Annotated in this window: 14 protein-coding genes and 4 pseudogenes; 14 read left to right on the top strand and 4 right to left on the bottom strand. The window is 59.2% G+C overall.

Going from position 1 to position 16,242, the window contains the following annotated elements; translation table 11 throughout:
• Positions 1-105: 105 nt before the first annotated feature.
• From ileS to ACFQT0_RS03845, 11 genes and pseudogenes are all read left to right on the top strand, one after another.
• Positions 106-3,503, top strand: a pseudogene (gene ileS, locus ACFQT0_RS03895) (isoleucine--tRNA ligase).
• A gap of 167 nt (positions 3,504-3,670) precedes the next feature.
• A complete protein-coding gene (locus ACFQT0_RS03890) occupies positions 3,671-4,357 on the top strand; it encodes a lipoprotein signal peptidase (RefSeq protein WP_380200541.1) in 687 nt (228 codons plus the stop codon).
• Positions 4,358-4,647: 290 nt separating this feature from the next.
• Entirely contained in the window at positions 4,648-4,845 is a 198-nt protein-coding gene (locus ACFQT0_RS03885) for a GDCCVxC domain-containing (seleno)protein (RefSeq protein ID WP_380205902.1), read from the top strand.
• 30 nt (positions 4,846-4,875) lie between these two features.
• Positions 4,876-6,776: pseudogene (locus ACFQT0_RS03880) on the top strand (ABC transporter ATP-binding protein).
• Between the two features lie 617 nt (positions 6,777-7,393).
• On the top strand, positions 7,394-7,714 hold the full coding sequence (locus tag ACFQT0_RS03875) for a hypothetical protein (protein WP_380200539.1): 321 nt from the start codon (positions 7,394-7,396) through the stop codon (positions 7,712-7,714).
• A pseudogene (locus ACFQT0_RS03870) lies at positions 7,630-8,765 on the top strand (ribonuclease R family protein). Before ACFQT0_RS03875 ends, ACFQT0_RS03870 begins: the two are co-directional and overlap by 85 nt.
• Positions 8,762-9,496: an RNB domain-containing ribonuclease gene (locus ACFQT0_RS03865; protein WP_380200537.1), complete on the top strand. Its 735-nt coding sequence runs from the start codon at positions 8,762-8,764 to the stop codon at positions 9,494-9,496. The pseudogene ACFQT0_RS03870 and the gene ACFQT0_RS03865 overlap by 4 nt, the downstream one beginning before the upstream one ends.
• A 252-nt stretch (positions 9,497-9,748) precedes the next feature.
• Positions 9,749-10,721, top strand: a pseudogene (locus tag ACFQT0_RS03860) (polyprenyl synthetase family protein).
• A 97-nt stretch (positions 10,722-10,818) separates the two neighbouring features.
• Positions 10,819-11,379: a rhomboid family intramembrane serine protease gene (locus tag ACFQT0_RS03855; RefSeq protein ID WP_380200535.1), complete on the top strand. Its 561-nt coding sequence runs from the start codon at positions 10,819-10,821 to the stop codon at positions 11,377-11,379.
• A gap of 102 nt (positions 11,380-11,481) precedes the next feature.
• Positions 11,482-11,604 (top strand): hypothetical protein, encoded by a 123-nt coding sequence (locus ACFQT0_RS03850; protein ID WP_380200533.1) that lies wholly within the window; start codon positions 11,482-11,484, stop codon positions 11,602-11,604.
• Positions 11,601-11,750 (top strand): PLDc N-terminal domain-containing protein, encoded by a 150-nt coding sequence (locus ACFQT0_RS03845; protein WP_380200531.1) that lies wholly within the window; start codon positions 11,601-11,603, stop codon positions 11,748-11,750. Before ACFQT0_RS03850 ends, ACFQT0_RS03845 begins: the two co-directional genes overlap by 4 nt.
• Positions 11,751-11,864: 114 nt before the next feature.
• Here the strand turns inward: ACFQT0_RS03845 and ACFQT0_RS03840 are convergent, their stop codons facing one another.
• A complete protein-coding gene (locus ACFQT0_RS03840; protein ID WP_380200529.1) occupies positions 11,865-12,374 on the bottom strand; it encodes a hypothetical protein in 510 nt (169 codons plus the stop codon).
• Positions 12,375-12,666: 292 nt separating this feature from the next.
• Between ACFQT0_RS03840 and ACFQT0_RS03835 the strand changes: the two genes are divergently transcribed.
• The 3 genes from ACFQT0_RS03835 to ACFQT0_RS03825 all read left to right on the top strand — a co-directional run bounded on the left by ACFQT0_RS03835 (position 12,667) and on the right by ACFQT0_RS03825 (position 14,192).
• Complete coding sequence (locus ACFQT0_RS03835; RefSeq protein WP_380200527.1) at positions 12,667-13,359, top strand: glycerophosphodiester phosphodiesterase family protein; 693 nt, start codon at positions 12,667-12,669, stop codon at positions 13,357-13,359.
• An 88-nt stretch (positions 13,360-13,447) separates the two neighbouring features.
• On the top strand, positions 13,448-13,543 hold the full coding sequence (locus ACFQT0_RS03830) for a hypothetical protein (protein ID WP_380200525.1): 96 nt from the start codon (positions 13,448-13,450) through the stop codon (positions 13,541-13,543).
• 262 nt (positions 13,544-13,805) lie between these two features.
• Positions 13,806-14,192 (top strand): helix-turn-helix domain-containing protein, encoded by a 387-nt coding sequence (locus tag ACFQT0_RS03825; RefSeq protein ID WP_380200523.1) that lies wholly within the window; start codon positions 13,806-13,808, stop codon positions 14,190-14,192.
• 344 nt (positions 14,193-14,536) lie between these two features.
• On the opposite strand, the gene ACFQT0_RS03820 is transcribed toward ACFQT0_RS03825, so the two are convergent.
• The 3 genes from ACFQT0_RS03820 to recF form a co-directional block, all read right to left on the bottom strand.
• The gene (locus tag ACFQT0_RS03820; protein ID WP_380200521.1) at positions 14,537-14,845 is read right to left on the bottom strand and encodes a DUF721 domain-containing protein; all 309 of its coding nucleotides are present in this window, start codon (positions 14,843-14,845) and stop codon (positions 14,537-14,539) included.
• Between the two features lie 74 nt (positions 14,846-14,919).
• Positions 14,920-15,054: a hypothetical protein gene (locus ACFQT0_RS03815; protein ID WP_380200519.1), complete on the bottom strand. Its 135-nt coding sequence runs from the start codon at positions 15,052-15,054 to the stop codon at positions 14,920-14,922.
• On the bottom strand, positions 15,048-15,950 hold the full coding sequence (recF, locus tag ACFQT0_RS03810; RefSeq protein ID WP_380205901.1) for a DNA replication/repair protein RecF: 903 nt from the start codon (positions 15,948-15,950) through the stop codon (positions 15,048-15,050). The genes ACFQT0_RS03815 and recF overlap by 7 nt, the downstream gene beginning before the upstream one ends.
• Between the last annotated feature and the right edge of the window lie 292 nt (positions 15,951-16,242).

Below are 16,242 nucleotides of genomic sequence, written 5' to 3'. Positions count from 1 at the left end.
AAGCATCTCGCGTGCAGCAGTAATCAAGATGATTGCAACGAAGCGAGCGAGATGCTTCGACTGCGCTCAGCATGACGTTCCAAAGGATTGAAAATAACCCAATTCATGAAATACCCCGAATACAAGCAGCCGCTCAATTACGGCCAGGTGGGCGAGGACATCCTCGCCTGGTGGAAGGAGCACGGCATCTTTGAAAAGAGCGTGAGCAGCCGCGAAGGCCAGCCCACGTTCGTGTTTTACGAAGGCCCGCCTTCCGCCAACGGCGCCCCCGGCATCCACCACGTGATGGCCCGCACGGTGAAGGACATCTTCTGCCGCTACCAGACGCTGCAGGGCAAGCAAGTGTCGCGTAAAGGCGGCTGGGATACCCACGGCCTGCCCATTGAGCTGCAGGTGGAGAAGGAGCTCGGCATCACCAAAGAAGATATCGGCAAGAAAATCAGCGTGGAGGAGTACAACCAGCGCTGCAAGGAAACCGTGATGCGCTTCAAGGCGCAGTGGGACGACCTGACCGAGAAAATGGGCTACTGGGTCGACCTCGACGACCCCTACGTGACCTTCGAGCCGGAGTACATTGAAAGCTGCTGGGCGCTGCTCAAGAAGCTTTACGACAAGGGCTTGCTGTACAAGGGCTACACCATTCAGCCGTACTCACCAGCGGCTGGTACCGGCCTCACCGCACGAGCTAAACCAGCCCGGGACCTACCGCGACGTGAAAGACACGACCGTGGTGGCGCAGTTCAAAGTGAAGCCGGGTCCGGTTTCGGAAAAGCTGTTTGCCCTGGCTGGAAATGACGCTAAGGTGTTCATCCTGGCCTGGACTACCACGCCCTGGACCCTGCCAGCTAACACTGGCCTGGCCGTGGGCAAGAACATCCCGTACCAGCTGATTCGCACCTTCAACCCCTACACCTACGAGCCCATCCACGTGGTGCTGGCCAAGGCGTTGGTGAGCCGTTATTTCAACGAAAAAGGCGTGGCGGCACCGCTAGAAGGCTATGCCGAAGGCGACCACAAGGTGCTGCCCTGGCGTGTACTAGGCGAGTTTACGGGGGCAGACCTCATCAACATCAAGTACGAGCGGCTGTTCGATTTCACGCCTTTTGAAGGCGAGGAGCGAGCTTTCCGCGTCATCAACGGCGACTTCGTAACCACCGAAGACGGTACCGGCATCGTGCACATCTCGCCCACGTTTGGCGCCGATGACTTCCGGGCCGCGCAACTGGCGGATATCCCGGCGCTGATGGTGCCGGACGCCGAAGGCACGCTCGGCCCCATTGTGGACCGGACGGGCCGCTACGTTCCCCAAATGGGCGAGTTTGGCGGCCGTTGGGTGAAGAACTACGACGGCCACGACGAGTCCGGTGCCGACTATAAGACGCTGGATGAGAGCATTGTCATCAAGATGAAAGGCGATGGCACGGCCTTCAAAGTAGAGAAGTACGAGCACACCTACCCGCACTGCTGGCGCACCGACAAGCCCGTGCTCTACTACCCGCTCGACTCCTGGTTTATCAAGACCACGGCGGTGAAAGACCGGCTCATCGAGCTCAACAAGACCATCAACTGGAAGCCCGAAAGCACCGGCAGCGGCCGCTTCGGCAACTGGCTGGAAAACCTGGTGGACTGGAACCTGAGCCGCTCGCGCTACTGGGGCACGCCGCTGCCCATCTGGCGCACCCAGGACGGCACCGAGGAACTGTGCATCGGCAGCATCGCGCAGCTAAAAACGGAGATTGACAAGGCCGTGGCGGCCGAAGTCATGACCCACAACCCCTACGCCAACGGCGAAAAAGTGGACCTGCACCGGCCCTACGTGGACGATATTTTCCTCGTGAGCCCCACCGGCCAGCCCATGTACCGCGAGCCCGACCTCATCGACGTGTGGTTCGACTCCGGCGCCATGCCCTATGCCCAGTGGCATTATCCCATCGAAAACGGTGAGAAGTTCCAGAAGAATTTCCCCGCCGATTTCATTGCCGAAGGCGTGGACCAAACCCGCGGCTGGTTCTTCACGCTGCACGCCCTGGCCGTGATGCTGGAAGACTCCGTGGCCTTCAAAAACGTCATCGCCAATGGCCTCGTGCTGGCCAAGGACGGCCAGAAGATGAGCAAGCGCCTCGGCAACGCCGTGGACCCGTTTGCCACCATCAAGCAGTTCGGCCCGGATGCCACCCGCTGGTACCTCATCGCCAACGCGCCACCGTGGGACAACCTCAAGTTTGACCCCGCCGGTGTGACCGAAGTGCAGCGCCGGTTCTTTGGCACGCTGTTCAATACGTACTCGTTTTATGCGCTTTATGCGAACCTGGACGAGTTCCAGACCAGCGAATTCAACCGCATTTCGCAGTCGGAATTGAGTGAGCTGGACCGCTGGATTCTGAGCAAGCTGCAGTCGCTGATTGTGGAAGTGCGCGGCCATCTGGACAGCTACGACCCCACGAAGGCCGCCCGCGCCATCCAGGATTTCGTGACCGACCAGCTCTCGAACTGGTACGTGCGCCTCTCGCGCCGCCGTTTCTGGAAAGGCGAACTGACCGCCGACAAGCGCGCTGCCTACGAAACCCTGCAGGAATGCCTGGTAGTAGTAGCGCAGGCGATGTCGCCCATCGCGCCGTTTTTCGGCGAGTGGCTTTACAAGAACATGACCGACGGCATGCGCGCTGAGGCAGTAGCCAAGAACACGCCCCTGGCCCCGGAATCGGTGCATTTGACGCTGTTGGTGGAAGCCGATACCGCCCGCATCGACCCGAAGCTGGAGGAACGCATGGAGCTGGCCCAACGCATCGCTCGCTGGCCCACTCGCTGCGCAAAAAGTCGGTGCTGAAGGTGCGCCAGCCCCTGCAGCGTATCCTGGTGCCGGTGCTCAACGACTCGACCAAGGAGCAAGTCGGCCTCGTGGAGGACCTGATTTGCGCCGAAATCAACGTGAAGCACATTGAATTCCTCGACGACGAAAGCGGCGTGCTGGTGAAGTCGGTGAAGCCCAATTTCAAGCGTCTCGGCCAGCAATACGGCCCGCGTCTGAAGGCCGTGGGCGCCCGCATTCAGCAGATGACGGCGGCTGAAATCAGCAAGCTGGAGAAGGAGGGAACCCTCGCGGTGGAAGTGGATGGCCAGCCCATCACGCTGGCGCCCGACGATGTGGAAATCCGCACCGACGACCTGCCCGGCTGGCTCGTGGCCACCGACGGCCCCCTCACCGTGGCCCTCGACGTGACCCTGACCGACGAGCCTGCGCCAGGAAGGCCTCGCCCGCGAGCCTGGTGAACCGCCTGCAGAACCTGCGCAAAGACTCGGGCCTGGAAGTGCAGGACAAAATCCGCGTCACTTTGGCAGACCAGCAGCCCGAGCTCACGGCCGCCGTGGCCGCGTTCGGCGACTACATCCGCACCGAAACTCAGGCCCTGGCGCTGACGTTTGCGGACGACGTGAACGGCGGTTCCGTGCTCGAATTTGATGACTACTCCGTGCCCGTGCATTTGGAGGTTGCAACTGCTTGATGCTGAACGACTCGCCGGGGCCGCAAAACCCCGGCGAGTCCTCGGTCGCACAAACACTCAATAAGCTCGTCTTTATCGGCTCAAAAGGCCAGACAGTCAGTTATAAAAGGTACAAAAAGACGGTAATAAAACAGTCCGTCGCTCTCGCCACTTTTGGCACCGTCTGAATGCACCCAACCCTCACCAATCGCCAGCAATCCGCCGCTAAATTCTTCCTGCTGGCCCTGCTCATCATTGCCATCGACCAGCTCTCGAAGTGGGCCGTGCACACCTACATGCAGCCCGGCATGGCGGGGGAAATTCCCTTGCTCGGCAACTGGTTTAAGCTCCATTACACGCTGAATCCGGGCATGGCTTTCGGGGCTGAGCTCCCGGCACCCTACGGCAAGCTAGCGCTCACTGCTTTTCGCTTGGTGGCCGTGTTTGGCCTGAGCTACTACATCATTCGCCTCTGCCGGCAGCGCGCTTCGGCGGGCTACATCGCCTGCATGGCCCTGATTTTGGGCGGCGCCGTCGGCAACCTCATCGACTCGGTTTTCTACGGCATCATCTACAACAATGCCCCCTTTGCCTCGCCCACGCGCTGGTTCTACGGCCAAGTGGTTGACATGCTGTACGTGGACATCTACGAAGGCTTTTTGCCCCAGAACTGGCCGCTGCTAGGAGGGAAGTACGTGTCGCTCTGGCCCATCTTCAACATTGCCGATTCCTCCATTTTCGTAGGCGTGGCCTTGATTCTGCTCAATCAGAGCCGCTTTTTCCATCAGCATGAGGAAAACCAGCGAGAGCAAAATGCTGTAGTGGCCACGGAGCGCGCCCCGCTGGTAGCTCCCGATTCTGAGAACCTGGCCTAAGCAGCAGACAAGCTAACCGAATTGAATGCCGACGTTAAACAGAACGTCATGCTGAGCGAAGTCGAAGCATCTCTACCCCAATGCTAATCCACCCGAAAAGGGGTAGTTATGCAGTAGAGATGCTTCGACTTCGCTCAGCATGACGTTCTTGCGTAACGAAAACCGGCAAGACATAAATTTTAGCCTGCTTTCCTATCTGAAATCGAGTTGTTTCCAAGCTCATGGCCCATTCCCAAGCTAGTGTCGCTTCAGCCTCTACTTGCTGTTCTAGCAACAGCGAGAGCCCCGCGCTGCTGCAATCGACGCTGACTTGCCCCAACTGCGGCCATGTCACCACGGAAACCATGCCCACTGATGCTTGCGTGTACTTTCACGAGTGCGCCAACTGCCACACCGTTCTCAAGCCGCTGGCTGGTGATTGCTGCGTGTTTTGCAGCTACGGCAGCGTGAAATGCCCGCCTATCCAAGCGGGGAAATCCTGCTGCTAGCCCTTCCTTTCTGCCCTCTTATCCCACACTGTGCCCAACCCGCTACTCACCGTTTCCAACCTCACCATTGACTTCTCCAGCCACCGCGGCGACGTGCGGGCCGTGGACAACGTGTCGTTTGAACTGAATAGGGGCGAGACGCTGGCCATTGTGGGGGAGTCGGGCTCGGGCAAATCGGTGACTTCGCTTGCCCTACTTGGGCTGATTCCGATGCCGCCCGGCCGCATTGCCAGCGGCAGCACCGTATTCCTTTCTGAAAAGCTCGGCAATACTGACCTGCTGAAACTCTCCGAAACCGACCTGCGCCAGGTGCGCGGCAACGACATCGGGATGATTTTTCAGGAGCCGATGACCTCGCTGAACCCCGTGTACACCTGCGGCAGCCAAGTGGTGGAAGCCCTGCTGCTGCACACCGACTGCACGCCCAAGGCCGCTAAGCAGCGCACTATTGAGCTGTTTGCCGAAGCGCCTGCCGCGCCCCGAGGCCATTTTCAACAGCTACCCGCACGAAATCTCGGGGGGCAGAAGCAGCGCGTGATGATTGCCATGGCCATGGCCTGCCGCCCGGCCCTGCTCATCGCCGACGAGCCCACCACCGCCCTCGACGTGACGGTGCAGGCCCGTATGCTGCGCCTGATTGACGACCTGCGCCGCCAGCACAATACCGCCGTGCTCTTCATCACCCACGACCTTGGCGTGGTGGCTGAAATTGCCGACCGCATTCTGGTGATGTACCGGGGCAAGGTCGTGGAACAGGGGAGGGTGCTGGATATTTTTTCAAATCCGCAACATCCGTACACAAAAGGCCTTTTGGCGTGCCGTCCGCGCCTCTCGGTGGGCAAAAAACGCCTGCCCGTAGTGGCCGATTTCATGCGGGAAGACGCCAGCGGGCAGCTTTTGGCCCAGCCCGCGCCCGTGCTTCCGCTGCCAGATGAGGCACTTGCGGAATCTTGGCCCGCCGTAGAAGCACAGCAGTTACGGGATAAAATTGAAACCGCCAAAACGTTCCCCGTGGAACATAGCCTAATTGGCGATGTTCCACGCCCCGTTGAGCTTACTTCGGCGCCGGTTAGCGAGTCTGTGGTAGACCCAAAACCCAGCCCAACTGAACCGCTTCTCCAGGTTCAAAACCTGCAGGTGTACTTCCCGCTTCGCAAGGGCTTCTTCCGGCGGGCCACCGACTACGTGCGGGCCGTGGACGATGTCAGCTTCACGCTCTACCCCGGTGAGACTATTGGGCTGGTAGGGGAGTCGGGCTGCGGCAAGACCACGCTGGGACGGGCCCTGCTCCGCCTCACGGAACCAACGGCCGGCAGCATCCTGTTTGAAGGAACCGATTTGGCCAAACTGTCGAGTGGTGACCTGCGCCGCCGTCGGCGCGATTTGCGCTGGTGTTTCAGGACCCTTACGCCGCCCTCAATCCCATGCTGACGGTGGGCGAGGCCATTTGGGAGCCGATGCGCGTGCACAACGTGGGCGGCACCCGCCAGCAGCAAAAGGCGAAAGTGATGGAGCTGCTGCGCACCGTGGGGCTGCGCGACGAGCATTTCCAGCGCTACCCGCACGAGTTCAGCGGCGGGCAGCGGCAGCGCATCTGCATAGCCCGGGCGCTGGCTTTGCAGCCCAAGCTGATTGTTTGCGACGAGTCGGTTTCGGCCCTCGACGTTTCGGTGCAGGCGCAGGTCCTCAACCTGCTCAACGACCTCAAACGCGAGTTCGGCATCACCTATTTGTTCATCACGCACGACCTGTCCGTGGCCCGGTTTATGAGCGACCGGCTGCTGGTCATGCACCAGGGCCGCATCGTGGAGAGCGGCCCGGCGGCGGCCATCTACGCCGCTCCCCAACACGAATACACCCAAGGCCTGCTGGCCGCCATCCCGAAGGATAGTTTGGCGGACATCGAAGCCGCCGTGGCCAGCCGGGCGTAACCCGCGCTGTAGCGTGGACTCTGCGAGTCCGCGCCCGCACCGATACCTTGCGCTACCCGCCACTTCCGTAGCTCCTGGTTCGAGTCTCTACGACGCCAACCGCTACAATGCGCGGACTCGCAGAGTCCACGCTACAACCTAGCGGCCCCGGCCGCGTTTTACTTACCGTGCCGATTACTTCGGCCAACCATTTTTTCCGCTCTCGCCGCCTGCGACCAATCAACTTTTCGGCGGCCATCTTTTCTACATGAACACCCCCGAGAACCCCGGGCTCCCCGCGCCAAGCGCGAAAAGCCCGAACCCGCGCCCATCAGCCAGGAACAAGTGCTGAGCGCCTTTACCGAAAACCCCACCAAAGTCCTTGCCTACCGGCAGCTCTCGCGCCGCCTCGGCGTCACGACCAAGGGCCAGCGGGAGGAGATATTTGCCCACATCAAGGTGCTGCGCAAAAACGGACTCATTACGCTGCTTCAGAACGACGAATACCGCCTGGCCGATACGGACGCCGTTGCTACTGCGCTGATGCCGTCTAATGCCCGCAAATCGACCAAAAAGCCCAGCCGCCGACGAACACGGACATCGAGCGTTTTGCCGCGGCCGAGTTTGGCCAGGACCCCATGGTCCACCGCCGTCGCGGTGCAGGCTTCGACTACGTGGGCGACGACTCCCGCCCGAAGCGCGACACCAACACGGTCATCGGTACCGTCGATTTGGCCACGCCTAACTTCGCTTTTGTAGTGCCCGAAGGCACGGGCAATGCCGACGACATCCGCGTCTTCACCGACCAGCTCAAGTTTGCGCTGCAGGGCGACGTGGTGCGCGTGCGCCTGCGCAGCTCCGCGACGGCCGCCCGGTGGGCGACGTGGTGGAAGTGCTCAAGCGCGTGCGTCCCGAAATCGTGGGGCGCCTGCAGGTGCAGGGCACGCTTGGTTTCGTAAAGGCCGACAACCGCAAGGTGTACTTCGATGTGTTTGTGCCGCCGCACCTGTTGCACGACGCCCGCAACGGCGACAAGGTGCTGGTGCGCATCAACGAGTTTCCGGAAGACAGCGGCCGCCAGCCGGTGGGCGAGGTCATCCGCAACTTCGGCGCGGCCGGCGGCAACGAAGCTGAGATTAACGCCATCATGGCCGAGTTCGGCCTGCCCTTTGAATTCCCTGAGGAAGTGGAGACCGAATCGGAAGGCATCAGCGAGGTTATCGGCGAAGACGAAATTGCCCGCCGCCGCGACTTCCGCAACATCACCACCTTCACCATCGACCCGGCCGACGCCAAGGACTTCGACGACGCCCTGAGCATCCAGAAGCTGGAGAACGGCCATTGGGAGGTAGGCGTGCACATTGCCGACGTGACCCACTACGTGCGTCCGGGCACCGAGCTGGAGCGCGAAGGCAAGCACCGCGCTACCTCGGTGTACCTGGTGGACCGCGTGATTCCGATGCTGCCCGAGCGCCTGAGCAACGGCCTCTGCTCGCTGCGCCCGCACGAGGACAAGCTGACGTTCTCGGCCGTGTTTGAGCTGGACGAAACCGGCAAGCTCTACGAGTCGTGGTTCGGCAAAACCATCATTCACTCCGACCGCCGCTTCTCCTACGAGGAGGCCCAGGAGCGCATCGAAAGCAAGGCCGGCGACCATGCTGAGGAGATAAATGTGCTCAACGACATGGCGCATAAAATCTGCGCCCAGCGCTTCAAGCAGGGCGCCATCACCTTCGAAACCCAGGAGGTGAAGTTCCGCCTGGATGAGAACGGCAAGCCCTCGGCGTGTACGTGAAGGAGCGCAAGGACGCGCACAAGATGATTGAGGAGTTCATGCTGCTGGCCAACCGCAAGGTGGCCGAGTTTGTGTTCAACCTCAAAAAGACCAAGCCGCGCTTCACCATGGTGTACCGCACCCACGATGCGCCCGAGCCCGAACGCCTGCAAACCTTCGCCCTCTTCGCCCAGAAGTTCGGCTACAAGCTGAAGCTTGACAACCCCAAAAGGTGAGCACCGAGCTCAACAACCTGAGCTCGGAAGTGGTGGGCAAGCCCGAGCAGAATGTGCTCCAGGGCCTGGCCATCCGGACCATGGCCAAAGCCATCTACAGCACCGAGCCATTGGGCCACTTCGGCCTGGCCTTCGACCACTATTCGCACTTCACATCGCCCATTCGCCGCTACCCGGACATGATGGCCCACCGCTTGCTCGAGCACTACCTGCTCGGCGGCAAGAACGTAGCCGTCGACCCCGTGGAAGAAGAGTGTAAGCACTCCTCGGCTCGCGAGAAACTGGCGGCCAACGCCGAACGCGCCAGCATCAAGTTCAAGCAGGTGGAGTTCATGGCCGACGAAATTGGCAACACGTTCAAGGGCGTGGTATCGGGCCTCACCGAGCGCGGCATGTACATCGAAATCGAAGAGAACAAGTGCGAAGGCATGGTCCGCATCAGCGACATTCCCGGCGACGAGTACGAGCTCGACAAGGACAACTACCGCATCGTGGGGCGCCGCAACAAGCGCATCATTCAGTTCGGCGACGAGATGATGGTGGTCGTAAAATCTGCCAACCTGCTCGACCGCACCATCGACTTCGAACTGGTTGATGACCGCCCCGACTCCGTGAAAAAGCGCGAAGCCGACGAGCGCAAGAACCGTGGCGGCGGAGCCCCCGCGGCTACCGTGAGCATTCGGGTTCGGGCATGGCCAAAGGTGCCCATAAGGGCAAGCGCCGGTAGGTAGCCAGTAGAACCTCACCCCCGGCCCCTCTCCAAAAGAGAGGGGAGCCAGATAATTTTAAGCCCCGACTCAACCCTGAGTTGGGGCTTTTTTGTTGAAGCCATTAGTGTCGAGTTTACCGGCCGAGCGCCTCTCGGCTCCCCTCTCTTTTGGAGAGGGGCCGGGGGTGAGGTTCCTCCCGCCGCGCATCGTCTCAACTTCTCATTTTCTGCACTCCTCTCGCAATGCCAGCCGCCCCCGTTCTTTGCACGCACTATGACCCCTGCTGACTTTCCCGCTCAAATCACCGCTGCCCTCGCTCAGCTCAACTACGGCGAGCAGCCTGATACCCTGTACGCCCCCATCCGTTACATCATGGGATTGGGCGGCAAACGCATCCGGCCGCTGCTCACGCTGCTCGGCGCCCACCTTTTCACCGATGAGCTAAGCGGTATTATTAAGCCCGCGCTGGCCACCGAGGTCTTCCACAACTTCACCCTGCTCCACGACGACCTGATGGACCAGGCGCCGCTACGCCGCGGCCAGGCCACGGTGCACGAAAAGTGGAACCCGAACGTAGCCATCCTCTCCGGCGACGTGATGCTGGTGCGGGCCTACGAGCTGTTTCTGGAGGTTGAGCCGGCGTTGCTCCCGCGTATCCTCGCCCGCTTCAGCCAGACGGCCTCCGAGGTTTGCGAAGGCCAGCAGTGGGACATGAACTTCGAAACCGAAGTCCAGGTAACCATCCCCCAATACCTGGACATGATTCGCCTGAAAACGGCCGTTCTCCTCGGCTTCTGCCTGGAGCTCGGCGCCCGCCTCGCCGGCGCCTCGGAGGAAGACGCCGACCACCTGCGCCAGTTCGGCACCGACATTGGGCTGGCCTTCCAGCCTGCGCGACGACCTGCTCGACGTGTACGGCGACGCCGCCACCTTCGGCAAGCGCGTGGGCGGTGATATCGTTTCCGACAAAAAGACCTTTCTGCTGCTCACCGCCCAAGCCCAGGCCAACGCCGAGCAACAGGCCATCCTGCGCCAGCTCATTGCCCAGCCTGTTACCGACGCCGATGCCAAGGTGACGGCCGTGCGCGCCATTTACGACGAGCTCGAAATTCGCCCTCAGACCGAGGCACTCATCAACGGCTACTTCCAGGATGCCCTCCAGCATTTGGAGCGCGTAGCCGCGCCCGCAGCCCGCAAGGAGCCCCTGCATCACCTCGCGCTCCAACTCATGGACCGCGAAAACTAACCCACCGTGTTCAATCCCATTCTGATTCTCATCGGCCTCACGGTCGCCATCTCCGTCTATGCCTGGTCGAAAGACGAGCCTGATGAACTCCTGGATTATGGAGCCCTACCGTATGGCCCGCTCCGATGGGCAGTGGTACCGCCTGCTCACCTCGGGCTTCCTGCATGCCGACTGGGCCCACCTTCTCTTCAACATGTTTGCGTTCTACTCCTTCGGCCCCGTGGTGCTCCGGGCGCTGGCAGAAGGGTACGGCGCGGGCCTGGGCATCGGCCTGTTTCTGCTGCTCTATCTGGGCGGCATCATCCTCTCCGATTTGCCCACTTACTTCCGCCACCGCGACGACCCTGGCTACCGCAGCCTGGGCGCGTCGGGCGGGGTTTCATCGGTGCTGTTTGCCAGCATCCTGCTTTTTCCGGTGAACACTAATGGGGGCGGCATCATCATCTTCCCCATTCCGTTTCCCATTCAGCCCTTCGTGTTTGGCATCCTCTACCTGGCCTATTCCTGGTACATGGGCCGGCGCCGGGGCGACAATATCAACCACGATGCCCACTTCTACGGGGCGCTTTACGGCGTGCTGCTGCTGCTGGCTCTCATGCCCTACGCTGGCCCGGTATTCATCAACCAGATTAGCCTGTTTATTCAATCAAAATTCTGATAATCAGGATTATAGCATACAATAATAAATTTCACTTAATCTATTTAGAGGGCGTTGCGTAAACGGAGCTGAATTTCATTCTTTCACTTTCCTTTCCTGCTCATGCACACCCTTCGCCAACTCGCTTCCCGCTTGCCTTTCACGGCTTTGTTGCTTCCCCTGATGCTGCTGGCCACTTCCTGCAGCCGCTACAACGACAGCGGGGGCTTTCCATCGCCGGCGTGATTTACCTCATCCTGGCCATTGCCGCCGTCATCAGCCTGCTCAAACAGGATTGGAGCTTGACGAAAAAGCTTGTCTGGGGCGCCATCATTTGGTTCTTCCCCATCGTGGGCTCCATCATCTACTTCCTGTTCTCGGGGCGCAAGTAGATTGCCTTTTAACTATTGTCAACAAAAAGCCCCGGCCGAATTCGGCCGGGGCTTTTTGTTGTCGTTAGAGGCCGGGAGTTGCAGCCCACAGCTGCTATCAGTTCCCTGGTTATGCTAGCGGTTCAGCAGCCGCTTCTTTTCCAGCAGGGCCACGCCCCGGAGCAGTTCGCCGCTGTTCGTGATTTGCGTCATCTGCCAGTGGTCGCCCTGGCGGCGCAGCTTCACTTCCACCACCATCGTGGTGTCGTACTTGGGCTGCGTAATCTCCAGCCCAACGAAGGCATGGTCGCCTTCCTCCCGCGTGTACTTAATGCCTTTGAACTCGCTCTCGGGGCTCACTACCCGGCTGGCCAGGCCAGTCAGGGATACGTTTACCAGGTGCTTGGGAGCAGCGGCCGCGGCGGCCTCCAACGACCCGGTTTCTACATAGCGCCGTACTTCCTCGTTCGCGGCCTTGGCCAGGGTGGGCTTAATCATGCGCATGGCACCGCCCAGTATCAGGCCGCCGCCGGGCACCAGCGAGGTTAGGGCCGAACCCTGCTGGGTGACTTCGTCGACGAGGTGGCTGGTCACGCTGGTCACGTCTACGTACTTCTCAAACGTGGCCATGTCGTGGGTCTGCACCGCCGCCGCTGCGGCAACCAGTGCACCTTTCGGTCCCTGCTTGAGGCTCCGGTAATAATAGTACCCCCGGTAGCCAGCGCCAGCAGCAATACGAATAACAGCAGTTTTTTCATGAAAGCGTAAACCAGAATGTTGAGCTGCAAAACTACCTCAAACCACGGGTTCTGGCTGGTTAGCGTAGGGGTGCTCACCAAAAGCTGCTTCGCCGCGGCCTGGGCCTGGGCCGGGCGGAAGCTCGGTTCCTCACTCAGGCCATTCTATTTCCACACCGCGTCTTCTAATCCTTCAGTCTATGGCTAAGCTCCACCTAGACCGCTCCTTCAACCCACACCCCGAAGTCCACGGTCACCGGGGTTGCCGCGGCCTGCGCCCCGAAAACACCTTGCCAGCCTTTTTGTATGCGCTCGAATTGGGCGTCGATGTTATTGAGCTGGACGTTGTCATCTCGGCCGATAAGCAAGTGGTGGTATCGCACGAGCCCTGGCTCAACCCTTCGATTTGCCTCGATTCGAACGGACAATTCATCCCGCCCAGCCAAGCCCGGCAGCTCAACTTATACCCTGCCCTACGCCGAAATCCGGCGGTGCGACTGCGGCCAACGGCGGCATCCCAGCTTTCCCGAACAACTTTCTCAGCCTGCCTACAAGCCTTTGCTGACGGAGGTAATTGCAGCCCTGGAGGCGGCCACCAGGCGCTGGGCCGCTCCCCGGTTGGCTATTCGATAGAGGTAAAAAGCAGCCCCGACGGCGACCTTATTTTCCATCCCGGGCCGGAGGAGTTCTTGGCTTTGGTATTGGCCGAGGTGGACGCCGCTCAAATTCGCAGCCGTACTACGCTGCTCTGTTTCGACCCGCGCATCCTACGTTTGGCGCACCACAACCAGCCCAACCTGGCGACCTGTCTTCTGCTGGAAGCCGACCAGCCCTGGCACTCCAGTATCGAGCAGGCTCGGCTTTCAGCCCACCACTTTAGGGCCGGACTTTAGCACCGTTACCACAGATTCTGTTCAACAGTTGCGAACAGTTTTCCCGGGGCTGCGACTAGTGCCATGGACTGTAAACGAACTGCCGGACATGCGTCGTCTCATGGCCTTGGGTGTTGATGGCATCACAACGGACTATCCCAACCGCCTGCTGTCCGTCCTCGCTTCGGTGGGGCGGGAGGCGTAGTACAAAAGGCTTCTCGGTAGTCAGGCGGGACTGTTCTCAATCCCATGGGGCCGGTATCAACGAAATCCAAGGGTGTAACGAGGCTGTTACAAAATGAATGTGTAAAGCATTATTGTTACGTATGTTGTCTATGCGCGTTACACACTGGTGAGTTGTAAATGTATTGTAACAGTCCTTGTGTTGTAATTTAATTGTACGAACAAGTTTGTTTAATCCGTACACTTGTGACATATTTGCATAAGCGTTACGCAACACTACGAATATGCCACACCAAGGGGAAATCCTGCAAGAAGCCATCAAAAACAGCGGTATTTCCATTACGCGTATCGTAGAGGAACTGGGTATTACACGTCCCACCATTTATCGTAAATTCAAAGAGGACACTATTGATTACAACTTTGTAAAAAGAATCGGTGATATCATTAATCACGATTTTTCTAACGACTTTACAGTTGTACAGCAATCATCTCTTCCGTTCGTAACACCAATACACAAACCTGTTGTTACAAATAGTGTTACACAACGTGTAACACAAGCTGTTAACAACGACTCTGACCCTTCAAAACAGCTTTTATTACTGCAGACGAAGTACATCGCCCTGCTGGAAGCCTACAATGAGCTTTTACTAAAGGTGTATGGCCCGAAGTGACAAAAATGTTCCACGTGAAACATTTTTGTACGTCGCGCAGTAGCTCACCATGCTGTAACAGAGAGCTGCCTGCCAAATTCAAAAGGAGGGAAGCAACGGCAGGAAACAGCAAGGATGTGTAGCCTGCCAGTTGAAAGTCCTGCATGAAAATTGAGCGTGCAAACCCATCCAGCCAAGCCACGTGTTTTAAGAGAGCCGAAAGAATTGGGCGGCGTCAGCTTCGGTAGCTGAGAGGGGGATGGTCCGAGAGAATAAGGTGGCATGGACGAACCCGCGGCCGACCGTCTTGGAACTTATGCGGGGCTCCAGCTAGCCTTTGTAAATAGCAACTCTAGAAAGGCAGCCTACAGGAAAATAACTTCGCTTACAACGGTCTCCCCAACCTCGGCATTGATGAGCTCGGCCACCCGGGTTTTGGCCATAAGCAGCTCGTGCTTGAGCGGCGCGGAACTGAGACGCACGAAGAGCCGGCCCTTGTTAACGTACACCTCCTGGGTTTTCAATGCCACTGCTTTTCCCATCACCCGCTCCCAGCTGGAAACCACCGTTACCTCGTTGAGCTTGCCTTGCAGCCGGTACGTCCGCACCAGCGCTTCGAGGCCTTCCTTAAGGGAGATGTCGCCGGAGCGGGAAGGGGAGGAGGGCTTTTTCACGGGGTAGAGTTGAGCATCAAAACGTGGCAAATCTGCCCTTGTTTTGGAGTCGCAAAGGTAGCGCTTAAGCCGATTTAAACCGGCGCTACGGTGCCATCCTGTACTCGGAATCGGAGGATGGGAATGCTCACGCGCGCCAGTGCCTGGTCGGTGCGTTCCAGGTTGGTATCGGTGAGAAAGACCTGGCCAAAGGTTTCGTCGGCTACCACTCAAGCAGGCGCGCGATGCGTTTGTCGTCGAGACGGTCGAAGATGTCGTCGAGGAGCAGCAAGGGCTTGTGGTGTTGCTTGGCAGCGAGCATCTCAAATTGAGCCAGCTTTAGCGCAATGGCGAAGGACTTCTGCTGGCCTTGGGAAGCGTGGCTCTTTACCGGCAGTTCATCCATTAGGAAGACGAAGTCGTCGCGGTGCGAGCCGGTGGTGCTGCGCTGCAGGGCAAAATCACGGCGCTCATTGCTCCGAAGCAGTTGAGCAAAGTTCGCCCCTAGTAATTGGCTTTTGTAGGTAAGTGTGACAACTTCCCGGCCATCGGCCAGCTGCTGGTAGTGCCGTTGGAAGATGGGGACGTACTCGGCCAGGAAGGCTTCCCGCAGGGTGGTGAGCTGTTGCCCAATCGGGGCCGCCTGCTCGTCGAGGGCGAGGAGGTAGTCGCGGTCGAAGCCGTGCGAAGGGCGGTCCCCGCCTTGCTTGAGCACGGCGTTGCGCTGGCGGAGCAGGGCGTTGTACGCAATGAGTAACTCCAGAAACTCGTGGTCGAGTTGAGCCATCAGGCTGTCGAAGTACTTGCGCCGGTCTTCGCTGCCCTGCCGGATGAGGTCGGTGTCGTAGGGCGAAATCAGCACGGCGGGGTAGCGCCCGATGTGGTCGGCCATCCGTTCGTAGGGCTGCTTGTTGTGGGTGAGGGTCTTTTTCTGGCCCAGGCGCAGGCTTACCTGAATAGTTTCGTGCTCTGGCGGCAAATCCGAGGAAAAATTACCCTTAACTACAAAGAAATCAGCGCCTTGCTTGATACAAAGGGCGTCCGAAGCCGTGATGGCGCTCTTGGTGAGCGACAAGTAGTGGATGGCGTCAAGCAAATTGGTTTTTCCGCTGCCATTATCGCCTATGAAGCAGTTGAGGCCGGGGGATAATCGCAGGGAAGCGTCGTCGTAATTTTTAAAAAAAGGAGCTGGAGGGAGTCAAGGGTCATAAGGTTCGGTATTGCCAGCACTTTTACGTAATTTCGCCCTCCCAACGCGAATTTTTCCTTAACGTGCTATGGCGGATACGAAAGTAAAAGCTGCTTCTAAAAAATCGACGGCAACCAATGGCTCACCGGCCAAAGGGAAAGCCGCATCTACCAGCGGCCAGCCCGACCCTGTGATGCCTGGCACCGATGCGCCCGCCATGGCCGCCTCC

It is taken from the genome of Hymenobacter humi, from assembly GCF_042665855.1.
GTDB classification, from domain to species: Bacteria; Bacteroidota; Bacteroidia; order Cytophagales; family Hymenobacteraceae; genus Hymenobacter; species Hymenobacter humi.
The sequence above is the reverse complement of the archived record's forward strand: the minus strand, read 5'-3'. Positions and strand labels throughout refer to the sequence as shown.

What these genes read in the sequence shown, in the direction of transcription:
- ACFQT0_RS03890 (WP_380200541.1), top strand. Translation starts at nt 3,671, where the DNA reads ATGCACCCAACCCTCACCAATCGCCAGCAATCCGCCGCTAAATTCTTC.
- ACFQT0_RS03875 (WP_380200539.1), top strand. Translation starts at nt 7,394, where the DNA reads ATGGTCCACCGCCGTCGCGGTGCAGGCTTCGACTACGTGGGCGACGAC.
- ACFQT0_RS03855 (WP_380200535.1), top strand. Translation starts at nt 10,819, where the DNA reads ATGGAGCCCTACCGTATGGCCCGCTCCGATGGGCAGTGGTACCGCCTG.
- ACFQT0_RS03850 (WP_380200533.1), top strand. Translation starts at nt 11,482, where the DNA reads ATGCACACCCTTCGCCAACTCGCTTCCCGCTTGCCTTTCACGGCTTTG.
- ACFQT0_RS03835 (WP_380200527.1), top strand. Translation starts at nt 12,667, where the DNA reads ATGGCTAAGCTCCACCTAGACCGCTCCTTCAACCCACACCCCGAAGTC.
- ACFQT0_RS03830 (WP_380200525.1), top strand. Translation starts at nt 13,448, where the DNA reads ATGCGTCGTCTCATGGCCTTGGGTGTTGATGGCATCACAACGGACTAT.
- ACFQT0_RS03825 (WP_380200523.1), top strand. Translation starts at nt 13,806, where the DNA reads ATGCCACACCAAGGGGAAATCCTGCAAGAAGCCATCAAAAACAGCGGT.